Below are 18,878 nucleotides of genomic sequence, written 5' to 3' on the forward strand. Positions count from 1 at the left end.
GTTATCCCTCCTTATTTTTCAGATACCACGATTGTGATGTGGCTGGTACGTTTTTTGATCGCGCTAGCGCGACCCATTGCACGTTGTTGGAACCTTTTCATTGTAGGTCCTTGGTTAACAAACGTCTCAGATACCACTAATTTATTAGGATCTAATGAATAGTTATGCTCTGCATTGGCAATTGCGGAATTCAGTAGTTTCTCCAGAATTGGAGAAGCTGCTTTAGGTGTGTGACGCAGAATCGCAATCGCTTCACCTACCGCTTTTCCCCGAATCAAGTCAACAACTAGCTTTGCTTTACGAGGAGCAATCCGAGCGTGGTTCAATATTGCTTTAGCTTGCATGGTAGTACCTCCTCTCGGTTAAAAATGAAATTAACGTTTTCCGGTTTTCTTATCGTCATCGTGACCTTTGTAAGTACGAGTTGGTGCAAATTCACCAAGCTTGTGTCCAACCATATCTTCGGTTACATACACAGGCACGTGTTTTCTTCCATCATATACTCCGAAAGTGTGACCAACGAATTGCGGGTAAATCGTAGAACGACGGGACCACGTTTTGATAACCAGTTTTTTGCTGGAAGTGTTCAAGTCTTCTACTTTTTTCAGTAAGTATCCATCAATAAATGGACCCTTCTTTAAGCTGCGACCCATGGGTGTTCCTCCCTTCCTTGAACCTCAAGAGAATTCATATATCCTAGATTACTTCGTACGGCGACGTACAATGTATTTATCGGATGCTTTGCCTTTTTTACGAGTTTTGAAACCAAGCGTCGGTTTACCCCATGGTGACATAGGTGATTTACGTCCGATTGGTGCGCGTCCTTCACCACCACCGTGTGGGTGATCATTCGGGTTCATTACGACCCCACGAACTTGTGGACGATTGCCTTTCCAACGATTACGTCCTGCTTTACCGATTTTCACGAGCTCGTGATCTTCGTTACCAACAGAACCGATTGTTGCGCGGCAAACTTTAAGGACTTTACGAACTTCACCGGATGAAAGGCGAATTGTTACGTAAGTTTCTTCTTTACCAAGAAGTTGAGCTTCCGTACCAGCAGCGCGCACTAGTTGTGCACCTTTACCAGGCTTCAACTCGATGTTGTGGATAACTGTACCAACTGGAATGTTTTCCAATGGAAGAGCGTTACCTACTTTGATATCTGCTTGTGGTCCAGAAACGATACGATCGTCCACTTTAAGACCTTTAGGAGCGATGATATATTTTTTCTCGCCATCCGCATAATGAATCAATGCGATGTTTGCGGAACGGTTAGGATCGTACTCAACTGTAGCAACGCGTCCTGGTATTCCATCTTTACTACGTTTGAAATCGATAATACGGTATTTACGTTTGTGTCCACCACCATGGTGACGAACCGTAATTTTACCTTGGTTGTTACGACCAGCATGCTTGAACAGAGGAGCAAGCAATGATTTCTCCGGTGTTGATGTTGTGATTTCTTCAAAAGTAGAAACCGACATCGCACGTCGAGCTGGTGAGGTTGGTTTGTATTTTTTAATTGGCACTCTGATTTCCTCCTTACTTCAAGAAATGGGTTATACCGATTCAAAGAATTCCAATTCTTTGCTTTCTGCGCTTAGGGACACGATAGCTTTCTTCCAAATGGAAGTGTAACCGGAGTGTTTGCCATAACGTTTAGGCTTAGCTGGCATTCTCAATGTGTTTACATTTGTAACTTTTACTTTGAAGATAGCTTCAATAGCTTGTTTAATTTCTGTTTTGTTAGCGCGAAGATCCACTTCGAAAACATACTTTTTGTTAGCCATTAGGTCGCTTGTACGCTCAGTGATGATCGGGCGCTTGATAATGTCGCGTGGATTTTTCATTGTGCAAGCACCTCCTCAACTTTCTGTACAGCTTCTTGTGTAATGATCAATTTGTCATATAACATGACATCAAGAACATTAACTCCATCAGCAGCAACAAATTTCACACCTGGGATATTACGAGCAGATAAAGCAACATTGGAGTCGTTAGCAACGCCTACAACTAATACTTTACGATCTACTTTTAGGTTGTTCAAAATAGCTACGAAGTCTTTCGTTTTTGGAGCATTCAATTGAAGCTGATCCAATACGATCAAGTTGTTATCGATAAGTTTCGAGGACAAAGCGGATTTGATCGCTAAGCGACGAACTTTTCTAGGCAATTTGAAACCATAGCTACGAGGTGTCGGTCCGAATACGGTACCGCCGCCTTTCCACTGTGGAGCACGAATACTACCTTGACGCGCACGACCTGTACCTTTTTGTTTCCAAGGCTTACGACCACCGCCGCGAACTTCCGAACGACCTTTTGTTTTGTGTGTTCCTTGACGCACAGCTGCTTGTTGCAAAAGAACAGCTTCGTGGATCGCATGAACGTGAGGCTCAATTCCGAAAACAACGTCAGACAGTTCAACTTCTCCTACCTGAGCACCTGTTACATTATATAAAGCTACTTTTGGCATCTGTCTTCCTCCTTTCTTACTTTTTAACAGCAGACTTCACGCTAACGTAGCTGTTTCTAGGACCCGGAATGGAACCTTTAACTAGCAATACATTACGCTCAGCATCTACTTTAATGATTTGCAGGTTTTGCAAAGTTACTGTTTCGTTACCCATGTGCCCTGGCAATTTCTTACCTTTAGGAACGCGGTTTGCTTGAATTGAACCCATGGAACCTGGTCCGCGGTGATAACGTGATCCGTGAGCCATAGGGCCTGTGGATTGGTTATGTCTTTTGATGTTACCTTGGAAACCTTTACCTTTGGAAGTACCCGTTACATCAACGAATTCGCCCTCTGTAAACAGATCTGCTTTCAGTTCTTGACCAACTTCATAGTCACCCAACTGAATGCCACGAATTTCTTTAACGTAGCGCTTAGGCGTTGCCCCTGCTTTTTTCGCATGGCCAAGCTCTGGTTTAATGATTCTGCTAGCTTTCACATCATCAAAACCGATTTGGATTGACTCATATCCGTCGTTATCCACATCTTTCTTTTGCAGTACCACACATGGTCCCGCTTGAATGACAGTTACCGGAACTACATTACCCTCCGGAGTAAACAACTGTGTCATCCCAAGTTTTTTTCCTAAGATACCTTTCATCGTTGACACCTCATTTCCTTCCTAAACGTTCATTCTATAGTTGTTTTACAGTTTGATCTCGATGTCAACGCCAGACGGTAAGTCTAGACGCATCAAAGCATCAACTGTTTGTGGTGTTGGATTCACAATATCGATTAGACGCTTATGCGTACGCATTTCGAATTGCTCACGCGAATCCTTGTACTTGTGCACCGCACGAAGAATCGTGATGATTTGCTTCTCTGTCGGAAGCGGAATCGGACCGGATACACCTGCACCGGAACGCTTGGCAGTTTCCACGATTTTCTCAGCTGATTGATCAATAATTCTGTGATCATAAGCTTTCAAACGGATACGAATTTTTTGCTTTGCCATATAAGTCCCTCCTTCTATCGCCCAATTTAGTATCGGACATACTCCGCGAAAATTCTCCAACAGCCTTCCCCATGGCAAAGGGGCCAGGTGTGTCGGCAACCTTTCGCATCATCGCAACGTCACAGACCAACGTTTTATATTATATAAAATTTGAAAACGAAAAGCAAGCGAAATTTTAGGCATATGCATAAAAAAAACACCCATCGCCTAAACGATGAGTGTTTCTTCTATATATAGGTATTACTTTTGAATTGTTGCAACCGCGCCCGCACCAACTGTACGTCCGCCTTCACGAATCGCGAAGCGTGTTCCTTCTTCGATTGCGATTGGGTTGATCAGTTCAACAGTAACTGTGATGTTATCACCAGGCATAACCATCTCTGTACCTTCTGGAAGGGAGATGATACCCGTTACGTCAGTTGTACGGAAGTAGAACTGTGGACGGTAACCTGTGAAGAAAGGCTTATGACGGCCACCCTCTTCTTTAGTTAGAACGTAGATTTGTGCTGTGAAGTTCGTGTGTGGTTTAACTGAACCTGGTTTCGCAAGTACTTGTCCACGCTCGATATCTTTACGGTCTACACCACGAAGCAAAGCTCCAATGTTGTCACCAGCTTGAGCGGAATCAAGCAATTTACGGAACATCTCTACACCAGTTACGATGCATTTACGAGTTTCTTCAGCGATACCAACGATTTCAACTTCTTCTTGTACTTTAACAGTACCACGCTCAACACGACCAGTTGCAACTGTTCCACGACCAGTGATTGAGAATACATCCTCAACTGGCATAAGGAAAGGCTTGTCAGTTTGACGCTCAGGAGTTGGGATGTAAGTATCAACTTGTTCGAACAACTCGATGATCTTGTCAGCCCAAGGACCATCTGGGTTAGAAAGAGCTTCACGAGCTGCACCACGGATGATTGGAGTATCATCGCCTGGGAACTCATATTCGTTAAGAAGGTCGCGAACTTCCATCTCAACCAATTCAAGCAACTCTTCGTCTTCAACCATATCACATTTGTTTAGGAATACTACGATGTAAGGTACGCCTACTTGACGGGAAAGAAGGATGTGCTCGCGAGTTTGCGGCATAGGGCCGTCAGCTGCGGATACAACCAGGATCGCTCCGTCCATTTGAGCAGCACCAGTGATCATGTTTTTAACATAGTCAGCATGTCCTGGGCAGTCAACGTGTGCGTAGTGACGGTTAGGTGTTTCGTACTCAACGTGAGCTGTGGAGATAGTGATACCGCGCTCGCGCTCTTCTGGTGCTTTATCGATTTGGTCGAATGCTACTGCAGCTCCACCGTATCTTTTGGACAATACAGTTGTAATAGCTGCTGTCAAAGTTGTTTTACCATGGTCAACGTGACCGATAGTACCGATGTTAACATGCGGTTTGTTACGTTCAAATTTAGCCTTTGCCATTTTAAACGATTCCTCCTTAGAGTGACTAATAGTTTTATATTAAGCGCCTTTGCCTTTTGCAATAATTTCTTCTGCAATGGACTTAGGTACTTCTTCATAATGTGAAAGTTCCATGGAGTAAACACCACGGCCTTGTGTTCTCGAACGAAGTGTTGTGGAATATCCAAACATTTCGGACAAAGGCACCTTAGCACGGATGATTTGCGCGCCATGACGGTTATCCATACCTTCAATACGTCCACGACGGGAGTTAAGGTCACCCATAACATCGCCCATGTACTCTTCTGGTACAGTAACTTCAACCTTCATGATTGGCTCAAGAAGAACCGGTTTACATTTTTCTTTAGCAGCTTTAAGTGCCATGGAACCTGCGATTTTGAACGCCATTTCATTGGAGTCAACATCATGGTAAGATCCATCAACAACAGTAGCTTTGATATCCACAAGCGGGAATCCAGCGATTACACCGTTTTTCATGGACTCTTCGATACCAGCTTGAATAGGTGCGATATATTCTCTAGGAATAGATCCGCCCACTACTTTGCTTTCGAAAATGAAACCTGTGCCAGCTTCTTGAGGTTCGAACTCAACCCAACAATGTCCGTATTGACCACGACCACCGGATTGACGAACGAATTTACCTTCAACTTTAGCTGCTGCACGGAATGTTTCACGATAAGCAACTTGTGGTTTACCTACATTGGTTTCTACTTTGAACTCGCGAAGCATACGGTCAACTAGGATCTCAAGGTGAAGCTCACCCATACCTGCGATGATCGTTTGTCCTGTTTCTTCGTCTGTGGAAGCACGGAAAGTCGGATCTTCTTCAGCAAGTTTTTGCAATGCGATACCCATTTTATCTTGGTCGGCTTTCGTCTTCGGTTCAACAGCAAGCTGGATAACCGGTTCAGGGAAGACCATTTTCTCAAGAATAACTGGATTTTTCTCATCACAAAGTGTATCACCAGTCGTTGTATCTTTCAATCCAACGGCCGCGGCGATGTCACCAGCGTATACAATGCTGATTTCTTGACGGCTGTTCGCATGCATTTGCAGAATACGACCAACGCGCTCACGTTTGCCTTTTGTTGCGTTAACAACGTAGGAACCGGAGTTCAAGGTACCAGAGTAAACACGGAAGAAAGTAAGACGACCAACGAAAGGATCTGTCATGATTTTGAATGCAAGCGCTGAGAAAGGTTGATCATCAGCAGACTTACGAACCACTTCAGTACCATCGTCAAGTACACCTTTAATGTCAGGTACATCAAGTGGTGATGGCAGGTAACTAATTACCGCATCCAACATCAATTGAACACCTTTGTTTCTGTAAGAAGACCCTACGATAACTGGGAAGATTTTCACTTCACAGACACCTTTACGTAGAGCTGCTTTGATTTCGTCAACAGAAATTTCTTCACCTTCAAGATACTTCATTGTAAGCTCTTCATCGAGCTCAGCAACTTTCTCAATCAATTCCAAGCGAAGTTCTGCAACTTGATCTTTGAACTCAGCAGGAATTTCGATTTTCTCGATATCCTTACCAAGATCGTCTTTGTACATATAAGCAACTTCATCAACCAAGTCAATGATGCCTTTGAATTCATTTTCAGCACCGATTGGAAGTTGAATAGCTACTGCATTTGCACCAAGTTTTTGACGCATGGATTCAACAACTTGCAAGAAGTCTGCGCCGATGATATCCATTTTGTTTACGTAAGCAATCCGTGGAACGTTGTATTTATCAGCTTGTCTCCAAACTGTCTCCGATTGAGGCTCAACGCCCTCTTTCGCACTAAATACACCAACTGCTCCATCCAACACACGAAGGGAACGCTCTACCTCAACGGTAAAGTCAACGTGTCCCGGGGTATCAATAATATTGATGCGGTGACCTTCCCATTGCGCAGTTGTAGCGGCGGATGTAATCGTGATTCCGCGCTCTTGTTCCTGTTCCATCCAGTCCATCGTAGCAGCACCTTCGTGCACTTCCCCGATTTTGTGAACTTTACCAGTATAGTACAGAATGCGCTCTGTTGTTGTCGTTTTACCAGCATCGATATGAGCCATGATCCCGATATTACGTGTGTTTTTTAAGGAGAACTCTCTAGCCATAGGTCGTTATGTCTCCTTTCTGAAATTGATTTAGAATTCTACCAACGATAGTGAGCGAATGCTTTATTAGCTTCAGCCATTTTGTGTGTATCTTCACGTTTCTTAACGGAAGAGCCTGTGCTGTTGCTAGCATCGATGATTTCATAAGCCAATCTTTCTTCCATCGTCTTCTCACCGCGTAGACGTGAGTAGTTTACCAACCAACGCAAGCCTAATGTCGAACGACGATCAGGTCTTACTTCGATAGGCACTTGATAGTTTGCTCCACCAACACGGCGAGCTTTAACTTCTAGTACTGGCATAATATTTTTGATAGCAGCTTCAAACACTTCCATCGGCTCTTTACCTGTACGATCTTTCACGAGGTTAAAAGCGTTGTATAGAATGGTTTGTGCTACCCCTCTTTTTCCATCAACCATAATGCGATTGATAAGACGAGTAACAAGTTTGCTATTATAAATTGGATCTGGCAATACGTCTCTGCGAGTAACTGGACCTTTACGAGGCATAGTTATCCCCCTTTCTTATAAGAATCATCCCTGATTATTATCTCTTATTTTTTAACTTTCGGACGTTTAGTACCGTATTTGGAACGGGATTGCTTACGGTTGTTAACACCGGAAGTATCCAACGCGCCACGTACGATGTGATAACGTACCCCTGGAAGATCTTTAATTCTACCTCCACGGATCAATACAACACTGTGTTCTTGCAGGTTGTGACCGATACCTGGAATGTAAGCTGTCACCTCTACGCGGTTCGTTAAACGAACACGTGCATATTTACGAAGTGCGGAGTTAGGCTTCTTAGGAGTCATAGTACCTACACGCGTGCAGACACCACGTTTTTGAGGTGCACTCAAATCCGTTGCTTCTCTTTTCAAAGCGTTAAAACCTTTTTGCAAAGCTGGTGATTTAGACTTATCCACCTTCGCTTGACGACCTTTACGTACTAGTTGGTTAATTGTTGGCATATCGCCACCTCCTCCCTACATTCATAACATGATGATCTTCTTGCAAGCCCACAGATCCAGGCGAGTCATAAATGAGCAAAGAGAAAGTCCTTGCCATGGATAGCTGCAAAAAGTTACTAGAACTTATGTAGGCTATAGCCACTAACAAAAACGTCTTTAGCGTTTATTCATTTACAACAGCTGCTACCGCAGCTCCAACTTCAATTCCACATGCTTTACCTAGCATCTTCATAGAATCTACATAGGTGACAGGTACACCCTTCTGCGTACAGAGAGTTACCAGATTTATCGTCAATCGCGGATCTGCATCTTTGGAAACAAAAACTTCGACTGCCTTACCTTGTTCGACTATTTTTGTAACTTTCTTCGTACCTACACTTATATTCTTCGCCTGTTTGACTTTATCATAAGACATAAGGCACCCCCTTCAAAGAAAAGGAAAGAATATTGACTTAGGCACACTACGATATATTAGCACTTTGAACTTCAGGTGTCAAGGATTAACTTCTAATATTTTATTATTCTTACTAGATTAGTAAATGTATATCAAAAGGGACAGCACACTTCACAATAAAGTGGCTATCCCTCATGATTACATCGCGAATCTATTCAACAGCGACAGTCTCTTTTTCAAGATCCTCGTCTTGTACAAGAACTTCGTTCGGATCCGTAATACGGATGTTCCGGTAACGAGGCATACCCGTACCTGCAGGAATAAGTTTACCGATAATAACGTTCTCCTTAAGACCAAGTAATTGATCAACCTTGCCTTTAATCGCTGCATCTGTCAAGACACGAGTCGTTTCTTGGAAAGACGCTGCAGATAGGAAAGAATCGGTCTCTAGGGACGCCTTAGTAATACCGAGCAAGATTGGTCTTGCAACAGCAGGCTCACTACCAGCGAACAATGCTACTTTGTTGGCAGCTTCGTATTCATGAATGTCTACGAAGGAACCAGGAAGTAACGTAGTATCTCCAGCGTCAACGATACGGATTTTCCGCAGCATTTGGCGAACCATAACTTCGATATGTTTATCGTTAATTTCTACCCCTTGGTTACGATATACGCGTTGAACTTCTTGCAGAATGTAGTTCTGCACGCCGCGAATACCTTTGATGCGGAGCATTTCTTTTGGATCGATAGATCCATCAGTAAGCTCATCTCCAGCCTCGACCTGTTGATTCAGTGAGACACGGACACGTGATCCGTAAGGAACCGCATAAACCTTGGATTCCGCTTCCCCTTGGACTTCAATCTCACGACGGTCCTTAGCTTCACGGATTTCTTTGACTGTACCATCGATTTCGGAAATGATCGCTTGACCTTTCGGATTCCGAGCTTCGAAGAGCTCTTGAATACGCGGCAAACCTTGCGTAATATCATCTCCGGCAACACCACCGGTATGGAACGTACGCATCGTCAACTGTGTTCCTGGCTCACCAATGGATTGAGCAGCGATAATACCAACTGCTTCACCAACCTCAACAAACTGGCCAGTAGCTAAGTTACGACCGTAACATTTTTTACAAACACCATGATTGGTGCGGCAGCTAAGAACGGAACGGATTTGAAGTTTCTCGATACCTGCTTCAATAATTGTATCTGCAATACCCGATTCGATGAGCTCATTGCGTTGAACAATAACTTCACCAGTTTTCGGATGACGAAGGGTTTCGTAAGCATAACGACCTTCAATACGGTCATAGAGATCTTCAATAACCTCTTTACCATCTTGAATTTTGCTAACCATGAAGCCTTTATCTGTTCCACAATCATCTTCGCGAACAATAACATCTTGTGCAACGTCAACGAGACGGCGAGTCAAGTACCCTGAATCCGCTGTACGAAGTGCTGTATCGGCAAGACCTTTACGCGCTCCGTGCGTGGAAATAAAGTACTCCAAGATTGTTAAGCCTTCACGGAAGTTCGATTTAATTGGCAACTCCATAATCTTACCGGATGGATTCGCCATCAAACCACGCATACCGCCAAGCTGTGTAATCTGTGATTTATTACCACGGGCTTTGGATTCGACCATCATGCTAATAGAGTTGTATTTATCAAGGGATTTCATCAAAATATCTGTGATTTCATCCTTCGCTTTACTCCAAATCGCAATAACACGGTCATAACGCTCTTCATCCGTAATCAAACCACGGCGGTATTGATTCGTAACTACGCGTACTTTCTCTTCACATTCTTTGAGAATCGCTACTTTTTCAGTAGGAACCACAACGTCAGAGACAGCTACGGTAATACCCGCTTTCGTGGAGTACGTGAATCCAAGCTCTTTAATTTTATCAAGGATCATGGACGTTTGAGTTGTGTGGTATTTACGGAAACACTCAGCAATGATAGAACCGAGATATTCTTTACCTACCGCTTTGTTCTCATCACGTTCCAACATAATAGCTCTAAGATCAGCACCTTTTTCGAAAACAAAGTGAGAATCAGGAATCCCGCTCAGTAGGTTCGTTTTGGTTGGTTCATTAATGAATGGGAAGTCACTAGGGAAAATCTCATTCATAATGATTTTACCGATCGTCGTGATCAAAATTGCATTTTGCTGTTTCTCAGTGAAACTAACTTTGTTCAGTGCTCTTGCAGGAATAGCAACCCGCGCATGCAGTGCCATTTTGCCCGATTGGTAAGAAGAAACTGCTTCATGCACCGTTCTAATAATAGAACCAGCACCTTTAGCGAATTTGTTGTCTGTTGTTAAATAGAAACTTCCCAGAACCATATCCTGTGAAGGCGTAACAACAGGCTTACCGTCTTTCGGATTCAAGATGTTACCTGACGCTAACATGAGCAAGCGAGCTTCGGCTTGAGCTTCAGAAGACAATGGTACGTGAACGGCCATTTGGTCACCGTCGAAGTCAGCGTTGTAAGCTGTACAAACGAGCGGATGAAGTTTAATAGCGCGACCTTCAACCAGAATCGGTTCAAAAGCTTGAATACCAAGTCTATGCAGCGTAGGGGCACGGTTCAGAAGAACCGGGTGCTCCTTGATGACTTCTTCAAGAACATCCCAAACATCTGGACTTACGCGCTCAACTTTACGTTTTGCACTTTTGATGTTATGGGCCAAACCTTTATTTACAAGCTCTTTCATCACGAAAGGCTTGAACAACTCAAGTGCCATTTCCTTCGGAAGACCACATTGGTACATCTTCAGGTTAGGACCTACAACGATAACGGAACGACCGGAGTAGTCAACACGTTTACCGAGCAAGTTTTGACGGAAACGTCCTTGTTTACCTTTCAGCATATGGCTGAGGGATTTCAATGGACGGTTACCCGGGCCTGTTACCGGACGGCCGCGACGACCGTTATCGATAAGAGCATCGACCGCTTCTTGCAGCATCCGCTTCTCATTTTGAACAATGATATCCGGAGCGCCTAGGTCGAGCAATCTTTTCAAACGGTTGTTACGGTTGATAACGCGGCGATACAGATCATTCAAGTCAGAAGTCGCGAAGCGGCCGCCATCGAGTTGTACCATCGGACGAAGCTCCGGAGGAATGACTGGAAGTACATCCAGAACCATCCAACCCGGTAAGTTCTTCGAGTTACGGAATGCTTCCATAACTTCCAAACGCTTAATCGCACGATTACGACGTTGACCTTGCGCAGTTTTGAGTTCTTCTTTGAGTGTATCTACTTCACGCTCGATATCAATATCGATTAGAAGCTTTTTAACGGCTTCCGCACCCATTCCCGCTTGGAAAGCATAACCGTACTTCTCGCGATAGCTGCGGTATTCTTTCTCGGAAAGCAGTTGCTTCTTCTCCAAAGGTGTATCCCCTGGATCAGTTACCACATAGGAAGCGAAATAGATAATTTCCTCCAACGATCTTGGAGACATATCTAGCGCAAGTCCCATACGGCTTGGAATACCTTTGAAGTACCAAATATGAGATACCGGAGCAGCAAGTTCAATATGACCCATGCGCTCACGACGTACCTTTTGACGTGTCACTTCAACGCCGCAACGGTCACAAACTACGCCTTTATAACGAACTCGTTTGTATTTACCGCAATGACATTCCCAATCTTTAGTAGGCCCGAAGATCTTTTCGCAGAAAAGACCTTCTTTCTCAGGCTTTAAGGTTCTGTAGTTAATCGTTTCCGGCTTCTTTACTTCCCCACGGGACCAAGAGCGAATTTTATCGGGTGATGCCAAGCCGATTTTCATAAACTCGAAGTTGTTAACGTCCATCAAGGAGCAACCCTCCTTTAAGAATTTAAACCCACTATGCAGTGAATCGTTCTCGATCTATTGTGGTGTTCTTTATTCGTTGACTCCTAATTCAGAGCCCTCTAAGTTTAGGTTTAGTTTATCGCTAGTGACTTCGTCGTCGTCATCGGCTTCTCTCATTTCGATCTCTTCTTCGTCGCCGGAGAGGATTTTAACATCCATACCTAAGCTTTGAAGCTCTTTGATCAAAACTTTGAATGATTCCGGAACACCCGGTTCTGGAACATTCTCACCTTTAACGATAGACTCATATGTTTTCACACGGCCCACAACGTCATCGGATTTCACCGTAAGAATTTCTTGCAGTGTATAAGCAGCTCCATAAGCCTCGAGCGCCCATACCTCCATCTCCCCGAAACGTTGTCCACCGAACTGTGCTTTACCACCCAGCGGCTGCTGAGTAACAAGGGAGTAAGGTCCTGTTGAACGGGCATGGATTTTATCATCAACCATGTGCGCCAATTTAATCATGTACATGACGCCAACAGTAACTTCGCGTTCGAACGACTCCCCTGTACGACCATCGTACAGAATCGTTTTACCGCTGCGCTGCATACCTGCTTCTTCCATCGCATCGAACACGTCATACTCACGCGCTCCATCGAATACTGGCGTTGCAGCATGGATACCTAGGTACTTGGAAGCCATACCTAAGTGAACTTCAAGCACTTGACCGATGTTCATACGTGAAGGAACCCCTAGTGGATTCAATACAACTTCAACCGGTGTACCATCTGGAAGGAAAGGCATATCTTCTTCTGGAAGAATACGCGCTACGACCCCTTTGTTACCGTGACGTCCCGCCATTTTATCGCCTTCGGAAATTTTCCGTTTTTGTGCGATATAGACACGAACGAGTTGGTTCACACCAGGAGGCAGCTCATCGCCGTTCTCACGAGTAAATACTTTCACATCAACAACAATACCGTCTGTACCATGCGGTACGCGAAGGGATGTATCACGAACCTCACGAGCCTTCTCGCCGAAGATCGCATGCAGCAATCTTTCTTCCGCTGTCAGTTCTGTTACACCTTTAGGTGTTACTTTACCAACGAGGATGTCGCCTGCGCCGATTTCGGCACCGACACGGATAATTCCGCGCTCGTCAAGATTTTTCAGTGCATCTTCCCCAACGTTCGGGATATCGCGTGTGATTTCTTCAGGTCCCAGCTTCGTATCACGAGCTTCGGACTCGTACTCCTCAATGTGAATGGAGGTGTACACATCTTCTTTAACAAGTTTCTGGCTAAGCAAGATCGCATCCTCGTAGTTGTAACCTTCCCAAGTCATGAAGGCTACGACAACGTTACGTCCAAGTGCCAATTCACCTTGTTCTGTTGAAGGTCCATCTGCAAGAATATCGCCAGCTTTAACCAATTGGCCTTTTTTAACAATCGGACGTTGATTAATACATGTACCTTGGTTAGAACGCATAAATTTGTGAAGTTTATATTTGACGATGTTGCCGCTAACTAGCTTGCCATCGACCAATTCTTGACGACGCAGCCAAATTTCATTCGCAGCAGCTTTCTCAATAATTCCATCGAATTTGGAGACAATACATACTCCTGAGTCTTTTGCGACCTTATGCTCCATTCCCGTTCCTACAAGAGGTGCTTTCGGGATCAAAAGCGGAACCGCTTGACGCTGCATGTTTGAACCCATAAGCGCACGGTTGGAGTCATCATTTTCAAGGAACGGAATTAACGCCGTTGCCACGGAAACAACTTGCTTCGGAGAAACGTCCATGTAGTCGACACGTTCAACCGGAAGTGTTAAGTTGTCATCCTTATAACGAACGATAATCGCATCTTCAACGAATTTATTATCTTCTGTCAATTGTGCATTCGCCTGAGCGATAACATAGTTATCCTCTTCGTCTGCTGTCAGGTAAGCGATTTGGTCCGTTACTAGTCCTGACTTCGGATCTACCCAACGATATGGCGCCTCAATGAAGCCATACTCATTAATTCGGGCAAACGTAGACAAGGAGTTGATCAAACCAATGTTCGGTCCCTCTGGCGTCTCAATTGGACACATACGGCCATAGTGAGAGTGATGAACGTCACGAACTTCCATCCCTGCGCGCTCTCTCGTCAAACCGCCGGGCCCGAGTGCAGATAGACGTCTTTTGTGCGTCAATTCAGCAAGCGGATTCGTTTGATCCATAAACTGAGAAAGCTGGGAGCTACCGAAGAACTCTTTGATCGATGCGATAACAGGACGAATGTTGATTAACGCTTGCGGTGTAATCACATTCGCGTCTTGAATCGACATTCGCTCACGAACAACACGTTCCATACGGGAAAGACCAATACGGAATTGATTTTGCAGCAATTCACCTACAGAACGAAGTCTACGGTTACCTAAGTGGTCAATATCATCCGTATTTCCGATACCGTGAAGCAAATTGATGAAATAGTTAATGGATGAAATAATATCGGCAGGCGTGATGTTTTTGACAGTTTTATCAATAACACCGTTAGAAATAACTTTAACGACCTTGCCCTCTTCTGTTGGTGAATATACGTTGATGCACTGAACTGGAATCGTATCCGCGCCCGTTACACCTTTAGGAATCGTAAATTCTTTATACCCTGCACCTTTTTCAATAAAAGGAAGGATTTCATCTAAAACGCGACGATCAAGCAATTGCCCAGCTTCTGCAATGATTTCTCCAGTCTCGGAGTCCACCAGTGTTTCAGCCAAACGTTGATTGAACAATCTGTTTTTGATGTGAAGTTTTTTATTGATTTTGTAGCGACCTACATTCGCTAAATCGTAACGCTTCGGATCAAAGAAACGAGCAACGATCAAGCTTCTAGCATTATCTAATGTAGGAGGCTCGCCCGGACGAAGACGCTCATAGATTTCGATTAACGCTTTTTCCGTAGAATCCGTGTTATCTTTATCGAGCGTATTACGGATGTATTCATTGTCACCCAGCAAATCCAAAATCTCAGCATCTGTACCAAATCCTAAGGAACGAAGAAGGACAGTTACTGGAATTTTACGCGTGCGGTCGATACGAACATAGATGATATCTTTCGCATCAGTTTCAAGCTCCAACCAAGCTCCACGGTTCGGAATGACGGTTGCGGTATATGTTTTTTTGCCGTTTTTATCCACTTTCGTGCTATAATAAACACTGGGTGAACGAACGAGCTGGGAGACGATTACACGCTCCGCACCGTTAATAATGAACGTTCCCGTGTCAGTCATGATAGGGAAATCCCCCATGAACACTTCTTGTTCTTTGACCTCGCCGGTTTCCTTATTAATCAAACGGACTTTGACTCTTAACGGCGCCGCATAGGTTACGTCGCGTTCTTTGGATTCATCAACTGAATACTTAGGCTCGCCTAAGCTATAGTCAATAAACTCCAGTACTAGGTTACCTGTAAAATCCTGGATCGGAGAGATATCCTGAAACATCTCGCGAAGTCCTTCTTCCAAAAACCACTCATACGATTTTTGCTGGATTTCAATCAGGTTTGGAATGCCCAGCACCTCATTAATTCGTGCATAAGTCCTGCGTTTACGTCGTCCAAATTGAACAAGATGTCCCGCCAACTTTCATTCACCCCTCAACTCTACTCAATAAATAAAAAGAAGAAGAAAAACTTCTACCGACGTACACTCAGGACGCCTCCGTTAGTGGAGCCCGTCCGAATTAAGCGACTGTATGAAGGAAGGTTTTTCCCTGTAATCAATAAGACTTTTCCAAATATTTCTTCCCATCCTGTTAGAATTTCCTAAAATTCAAACATTATACGTTACAAGTTCAAATTTTATTCATTCCGGAAGAAAAAAACACTTGACATTTTTGTTAACTAAAGACATGTGTCCCATCTTAATACTGACATTTTTTAATAATACCACATGTGAAATGTCAAGTCAAACAAATTTCCTTGATTGTCAACAAAGACTTCATACTGCTTTAATAAGCTTTCGATTACTTCGTGGCTTTGAGTATTTTGTACCCTTTATCTTTAGATACCTCAGCAACTTCACTGTACAAAGACTCGAGTTTTTTCATAGCCGATGGAGCACCCTGCTTTTTTTGAATAACAACCCAGATAGACCCGCCATCAACTAAGCAATCATAAGCATCTGTAAAGATGCGATGAACAACTTCCTTGCCGGCACGAATCGGCGGATTGGTTAAAACCGCGTCAAAGCGCAGCCCCTGTACTTGTTCCAAGAGATCACTTTGGAGTATGGTCACATTCGTAATTCCGTTACGCTTCGCATTATCAACAGAAAGCTCGATCGCTCTCTCATTGATGTCGACCATTGTCACATGCCCCTTCGGACACATCACAGCTGCGCTTAGCCCAATAGGACCGTAGCCGCACCCAACATCAAGAACCTTAGCATCCTCGCGCAGCTCCATGGTTTCAATTAAATGCTTACTACCATAATCGACACCTTTTTTCGAAAAGACTCCCGCATCCGTCAGGAACGTATATGTTTTGCCACGCAGTACTTCCTGCATAGTATGAACATCTCGTTTAACCGTCGGTCGCTCCGTATAGTAATGCTCTGACACGTTATGAATTCCTCCTTCACTTTTACCTTTAGGAAAATCAAATAACGAGAGCGTTCCTAAGGCTTTCCTAAGGGTAAAAAACCTCATCTTATAACGGTTAAAAAAACCTCTTGAAGTCAAGCTTCAAGAGGTTTCCTATTGAAAGATTACTTAACTTCTACGGAAGCGCCAGCTTCTGTAAGCTTAGCTTTAACAGCTTCTGCTTCTTCGGAGCTAACTTTTTCTTTAACTGCTTTAGGAGCGCCATCAACCAAGTCTTTCGCTTCTTTCAGGCCAAGACCTGTGATTTCGCGAACTACTTTAATTACGTTGATTTTGGATGCGCCAGCGCTAGTCAAGATAACATCAAACTCAGTTTGAGCTTCTTCAACTGCTACTGCTGCGCCACCGCCAGCTGCTACTGGAGCTGCTGCTGTTACGCCAAACTCTTCTTCAATTGCTTTAACCAGGTCGTTCAATTCCAAGATTGTCATGCCTTTGATTGCTTCTAGGATCGTTGCATTGTTGCTCATGGTTAAACCTCCATTATCATTCATATATTTTGTGGTTGTTGTTGTAAAACAAAATTAAGCTTGACCTTCAGCTTCTTTTTTCTCAGCAACTGCTTTAACAGCAAGTGCAAAGTTACGAACTGGAGCTTGAAGAACGCTAAGCAACATGGAGAGAAGACCATCTCTGGATGGAAGTTCAGCAAGTGCTTTAATTTGATCGTATCCAACTACGCGGCCTTCGACCACGCCGCCTTTTACGCTCAATTGATCATTCTTTTTCGCAAATTCAGTCAAGATTTTCGCTGGAGCGACTAGATCGTCATTGCTGAAAGCAATTGCAGTTGGACCTGTTAGGTACTCATCCAATGCGCTTAAATCAGCATTTGCCGATGCGCGTCTAGCCAACGAGTTCTTGAGAACTACGAATTCAATACCAGCTTCGCGCAAGGTTTTGCGCAGCTGCGTTACTTGAGCTACGTTCAAACCGCGGTAGTCTGCTATGATTGTAGAAGCACTAGCTTTAAACTTTTCAGTTACTTCAGCTACTGCCTGTTCTTTCTGTGCAAGAATTTTCGCGTTTGCCATAGTACACCTCACTTCTTATGCATTTATCTTTCAAGATCGCAAACAGTAGGAGCATCAGCATTCCTTATCTAAAATAAGAAATGCCTTCGTAGACGCTACGAAGGCATGATGTGTTCACTTTTTCCCTGATGTACAAAGAAATCGCTATATATATCATAACACCTCGGTAGGAAATTAAGCACGTTGGCACCTACTGTCTACGGTTTGCATATTCATTTTTATGACCTTTGATAGAGTATCACGCCCAGCAACCGAAGTCAACTGGTAGCTTTTACTTATCTGAAGGATTGCAGGTTCACGCGAACGCTTGGGCCCATTGTGGAGGATACAGCAATGTTTTTCAGGTAAACACCTTTAGCAGCTGCTGGTTTCGCTCTTACAAGTGCATCAACCAATGCTTTGAAGTTTTCGTTCAACTTATCAGCATCGAAAGATACTTTGCCAAGTGGAGCATGGATTTGGCCTGCTTTGTCAAGACGGTACTCGATTTTACCTGCTTTGATCTCTTGAACAGCTTTGGTAACGTCGAAAGTAACTGTTCCTGCTTTAGGGTTTGGCATTAAACCTTTACCCCCGAGGATACGACCCAGTTTACCAACTTCGCTCATCATGTCCGGAGTAGCTACGCAAACGTCAAATTCGAACCAACCTTGTTGAATTTTGTTGATCATGTCAGCATCACCAACAAAATCTGCACCAGCCGCTTCAGCTTCTTTCGCTTTCTCGCCTTTAGCAAATACAAGTACACGTTTCGTTTTACCAGTACCGTGTGGAAGTACAACAACACCACGAACAGCCTGATCTTGTTTTCTTGGGTCAACACCCAGACGAACTGCAACATCTACAGTTTCATCAAATTTAGCAGGAGCTGTTTTCTTAACAAGCTCGATTGCTTCTGACGGATCATACAAAGTTTCAGCATTTACAAGCTGAGATACTTCGCGGTATTTTTTACCGTGTTTAGGCATTTTAAATATCCTCCTTAGTGGTATTAGCGGA

Annotated in this window: 18 protein-coding genes and 1 other annotated feature; all 18 genes read right to left on the minus strand. The window is 43.9% G+C overall.

Going from position 1 to position 18,878, the window contains the following annotated elements; genetic code table 11:
• Positions 1–11 precede the first annotated feature (11 nt).
• The 18 genes from rplV to rplA all read right to left on the minus strand — a co-directional run bounded on the left by rplV (position 12) and on the right by rplA (position 18,847).
• Positions 12–344: a 50S ribosomal protein L22 gene (rplV, locus tag AC58U0_RS33525; protein WP_028557490.1), complete on the minus strand. Its 333-nt coding sequence runs from the start codon at positions 342–344 to the stop codon at positions 12–14.
• A gap of 30 nt (positions 345–374) precedes the next feature.
• Positions 375–653: a 30S ribosomal protein S19 gene (rpsS, locus tag AC58U0_RS33530; protein ID WP_029196461.1), complete on the minus strand. Its 279-nt coding sequence runs from the start codon at positions 651–653 to the stop codon at positions 375–377.
• A 48-nt stretch (positions 654–701) separates the two neighbouring features.
• Positions 702–1,532 (minus strand): 50S ribosomal protein L2, encoded by an 831-nt coding sequence (gene rplB / locus AC58U0_RS33535; protein WP_497383079.1) that lies wholly within the window; start codon positions 1,530–1,532, stop codon positions 702–704.
• A 30-nt stretch (positions 1,533–1,562) separates the two neighbouring features.
• The gene (gene rplW, locus AC58U0_RS33540) at positions 1,563–1,853 is read right to left on the minus strand and encodes a 50S ribosomal protein L23 (protein WP_028557493.1); all 291 of its coding nucleotides are present in this window, start codon (positions 1,851–1,853) and stop codon (positions 1,563–1,565) included.
• On the minus strand, positions 1,850–2,476 hold the full coding sequence (rplD, locus tag AC58U0_RS33545) for a 50S ribosomal protein L4 (RefSeq protein WP_029196462.1): 627 nt from the start codon (positions 2,474–2,476) through the stop codon (positions 1,850–1,852). Before rplD ends, rplW begins: the two co-directional genes overlap by 4 nt.
• Before the next feature lie 16 nt (positions 2,477–2,492).
• Positions 2,493–3,116: a 50S ribosomal protein L3 gene (rplC, locus tag AC58U0_RS33550; RefSeq protein ID WP_028557495.1), complete on the minus strand. Its 624-nt coding sequence runs from the start codon at positions 3,114–3,116 to the stop codon at positions 2,493–2,495.
• Between the two features lie 45 nt (positions 3,117–3,161).
• Complete coding sequence (gene rpsJ, locus AC58U0_RS33555) at positions 3,162–3,470, minus strand: 30S ribosomal protein S10 (RefSeq protein WP_028557496.1); 309 nt, start codon at positions 3,468–3,470, stop codon at positions 3,162–3,164.
• A 240-nt stretch (positions 3,471–3,710) separates the two neighbouring features.
• Entirely contained in the window at positions 3,711–4,901 is a 1,191-nt protein-coding gene (gene tuf, locus AC58U0_RS33560; protein WP_497383080.1) for an elongation factor Tu, read from the minus strand.
• A gap of 39 nt (positions 4,902–4,940) precedes the next feature.
• A complete protein-coding gene (gene fusA / locus AC58U0_RS33565; protein WP_056834176.1) occupies positions 4,941–7,016 on the minus strand; it encodes an elongation factor G in 2,076 nt (691 codons plus the stop codon).
• A 38-nt stretch (positions 7,017–7,054) separates the two neighbouring features.
• Entirely contained in the window at positions 7,055–7,525 is a 471-nt protein-coding gene (gene rpsG / locus AC58U0_RS33570; RefSeq protein WP_028557499.1) for a 30S ribosomal protein S7, read from the minus strand.
• A 44-nt stretch (positions 7,526–7,569) separates the two neighbouring features.
• A complete protein-coding gene (gene rpsL / locus AC58U0_RS33575; RefSeq protein WP_028557500.1) occupies positions 7,570–7,989 on the minus strand; it encodes a 30S ribosomal protein S12 in 420 nt (139 codons plus the stop codon).
• A gap of 163 nt (positions 7,990–8,152) precedes the next feature.
• Positions 8,153–8,404 carry a ribosomal L7Ae/L30e/S12e/Gadd45 family protein gene (locus tag AC58U0_RS33580; RefSeq protein WP_056834178.1) on the minus strand — a complete coding sequence of 84 codons (252 nt, stop codon included), beginning with the start codon at positions 8,402–8,404 and terminating at the stop codon, positions 8,153–8,155.
• Between the two features lie 190 nt (positions 8,405–8,594).
• Complete coding sequence (gene rpoC / locus AC58U0_RS33585; protein ID WP_464648441.1) at positions 8,595–12,215, minus strand: DNA-directed RNA polymerase subunit beta'; 3,621 nt, start codon at positions 12,213–12,215, stop codon at positions 8,595–8,597.
• A 69-nt stretch (positions 12,216–12,284) separates the two neighbouring features.
• Positions 12,285–15,824 carry a DNA-directed RNA polymerase subunit beta gene (gene rpoB, locus AC58U0_RS33590; RefSeq protein WP_171642875.1) on the minus strand — a complete coding sequence of 1,180 codons (3,540 nt, stop codon included), beginning with the start codon at positions 15,822–15,824 and terminating at the stop codon, positions 12,285–12,287.
• Between the two features lie 382 nt (positions 15,825–16,206).
• Positions 16,207–16,803: a class I SAM-dependent methyltransferase gene (locus tag AC58U0_RS33595; protein WP_497383081.1), complete on the minus strand. Its 597-nt coding sequence runs from the start codon at positions 16,801–16,803 to the stop codon at positions 16,207–16,209.
• 146 nt (positions 16,804–16,949) lie between these two features.
• Positions 16,950–17,315, minus strand: a complete 366-nt coding sequence (gene rplL / locus AC58U0_RS33600; RefSeq protein ID WP_029196469.1) for a 50S ribosomal protein L7/L12 — start codon at positions 17,313–17,315, stop codon at positions 16,950–16,952.
• A gap of 54 nt (positions 17,316–17,369) precedes the next feature.
• Positions 17,370–17,879, minus strand: coding sequence for a 50S ribosomal protein L10 (gene rplJ / locus AC58U0_RS33605; protein WP_057304272.1), 510 nt, complete (start codon positions 17,877–17,879; stop codon positions 17,370–17,372).
• Positions 17,880–17,945: 66 nt separating this feature from the next.
• Positions 17,946–18,100, minus strand: a sequence feature (ribosomal protein L10 leader region).
• 54 nt (positions 18,101–18,154) lie between these two features.
• The gene (gene rplA / locus AC58U0_RS33610; protein ID WP_029196471.1) at positions 18,155–18,847 is read right to left on the minus strand and encodes a 50S ribosomal protein L1; all 693 of its coding nucleotides are present in this window, start codon (positions 18,845–18,847) and stop codon (positions 18,155–18,157) included.
• Positions 18,848–18,878: the final 31 nt, after the last annotated feature.

This window comes from Paenibacillus sp. J31P190 (assembly GCF_059692075.1).

What these genes read in the sequence shown, in the direction of transcription:
- rplV (WP_028557490.1), bottom strand. Translation starts at nt 344, where the DNA reads ATGCAAGCTAAAGCAATATTGAACCACGCTCGGATTGCTCCTCGTAAA.
- rpsG (WP_028557499.1), bottom strand. Translation starts at nt 7,525, where the DNA reads ATGCCTCGTAAAGGTCCAGTTACTCGCAGAGACGTATTGCCAGATCCA.
- fusA (WP_056834176.1), bottom strand. Translation starts at nt 7,016, where the DNA reads ATGGCTAGAGAGTTCTCCTTAAAAAACACACGTAATATCGGGATCATG.
- rpsJ (WP_028557496.1), bottom strand. Translation starts at nt 3,470, where the DNA reads ATGGCAAAGCAAAAAATTCGTATCCGTTTGAAAGCTTATGATCACAGA.
- rpsS (WP_029196461.1), bottom strand. Translation starts at nt 653, where the DNA reads ATGGGTCGCAGCTTAAAGAAGGGTCCATTTATTGATGGATACTTACTG.
- rplA (WP_029196471.1), bottom strand. Translation starts at nt 18,847, where the DNA reads ATGCCTAAACACGGTAAAAAATACCGCGAAGTATCTCAGCTTGTAAAT.
- rplD (WP_029196462.1), bottom strand. Translation starts at nt 2,476, where the DNA reads ATGCCAAAAGTAGCTTTATATAATGTAACAGGTGCTCAGGTAGGAGAA.
- AC58U0_RS33580 (WP_056834178.1), bottom strand. Translation starts at nt 8,404, where the DNA reads ATGTCTTATGATAAAGTCAAACAGGCGAAGAATATAAGTGTAGGTACG.
- rplW (WP_028557493.1), bottom strand. Translation starts at nt 1,853, where the DNA reads ATGAAAAATCCACGCGACATTATCAAGCGCCCGATCATCACTGAGCGT.
- rplL (WP_029196469.1), bottom strand. Translation starts at nt 17,315, where the DNA reads ATGAGCAACAATGCAACGATCCTAGAAGCAATCAAAGGCATGACAATC.
- tuf (WP_497383080.1), bottom strand. Translation starts at nt 4,901, where the DNA reads ATGGCAAAGGCTAAATTTGAACGTAACAAACCGCATGTTAACATCGGT.
- rplJ (WP_057304272.1), bottom strand. Translation starts at nt 17,879, where the DNA reads ATGGCAAACGCGAAAATTCTTGCACAGAAAGAACAGGCAGTAGCTGAA.
- rpsL (WP_028557500.1), bottom strand. Translation starts at nt 7,989, where the DNA reads ATGCCAACAATTAACCAACTAGTACGTAAAGGTCGTCAAGCGAAGGTG.
- rplC (WP_028557495.1), bottom strand. Translation starts at nt 3,116, where the DNA reads ATGAAAGGTATCTTAGGAAAAAAACTTGGGATGACACAGTTGTTTACT.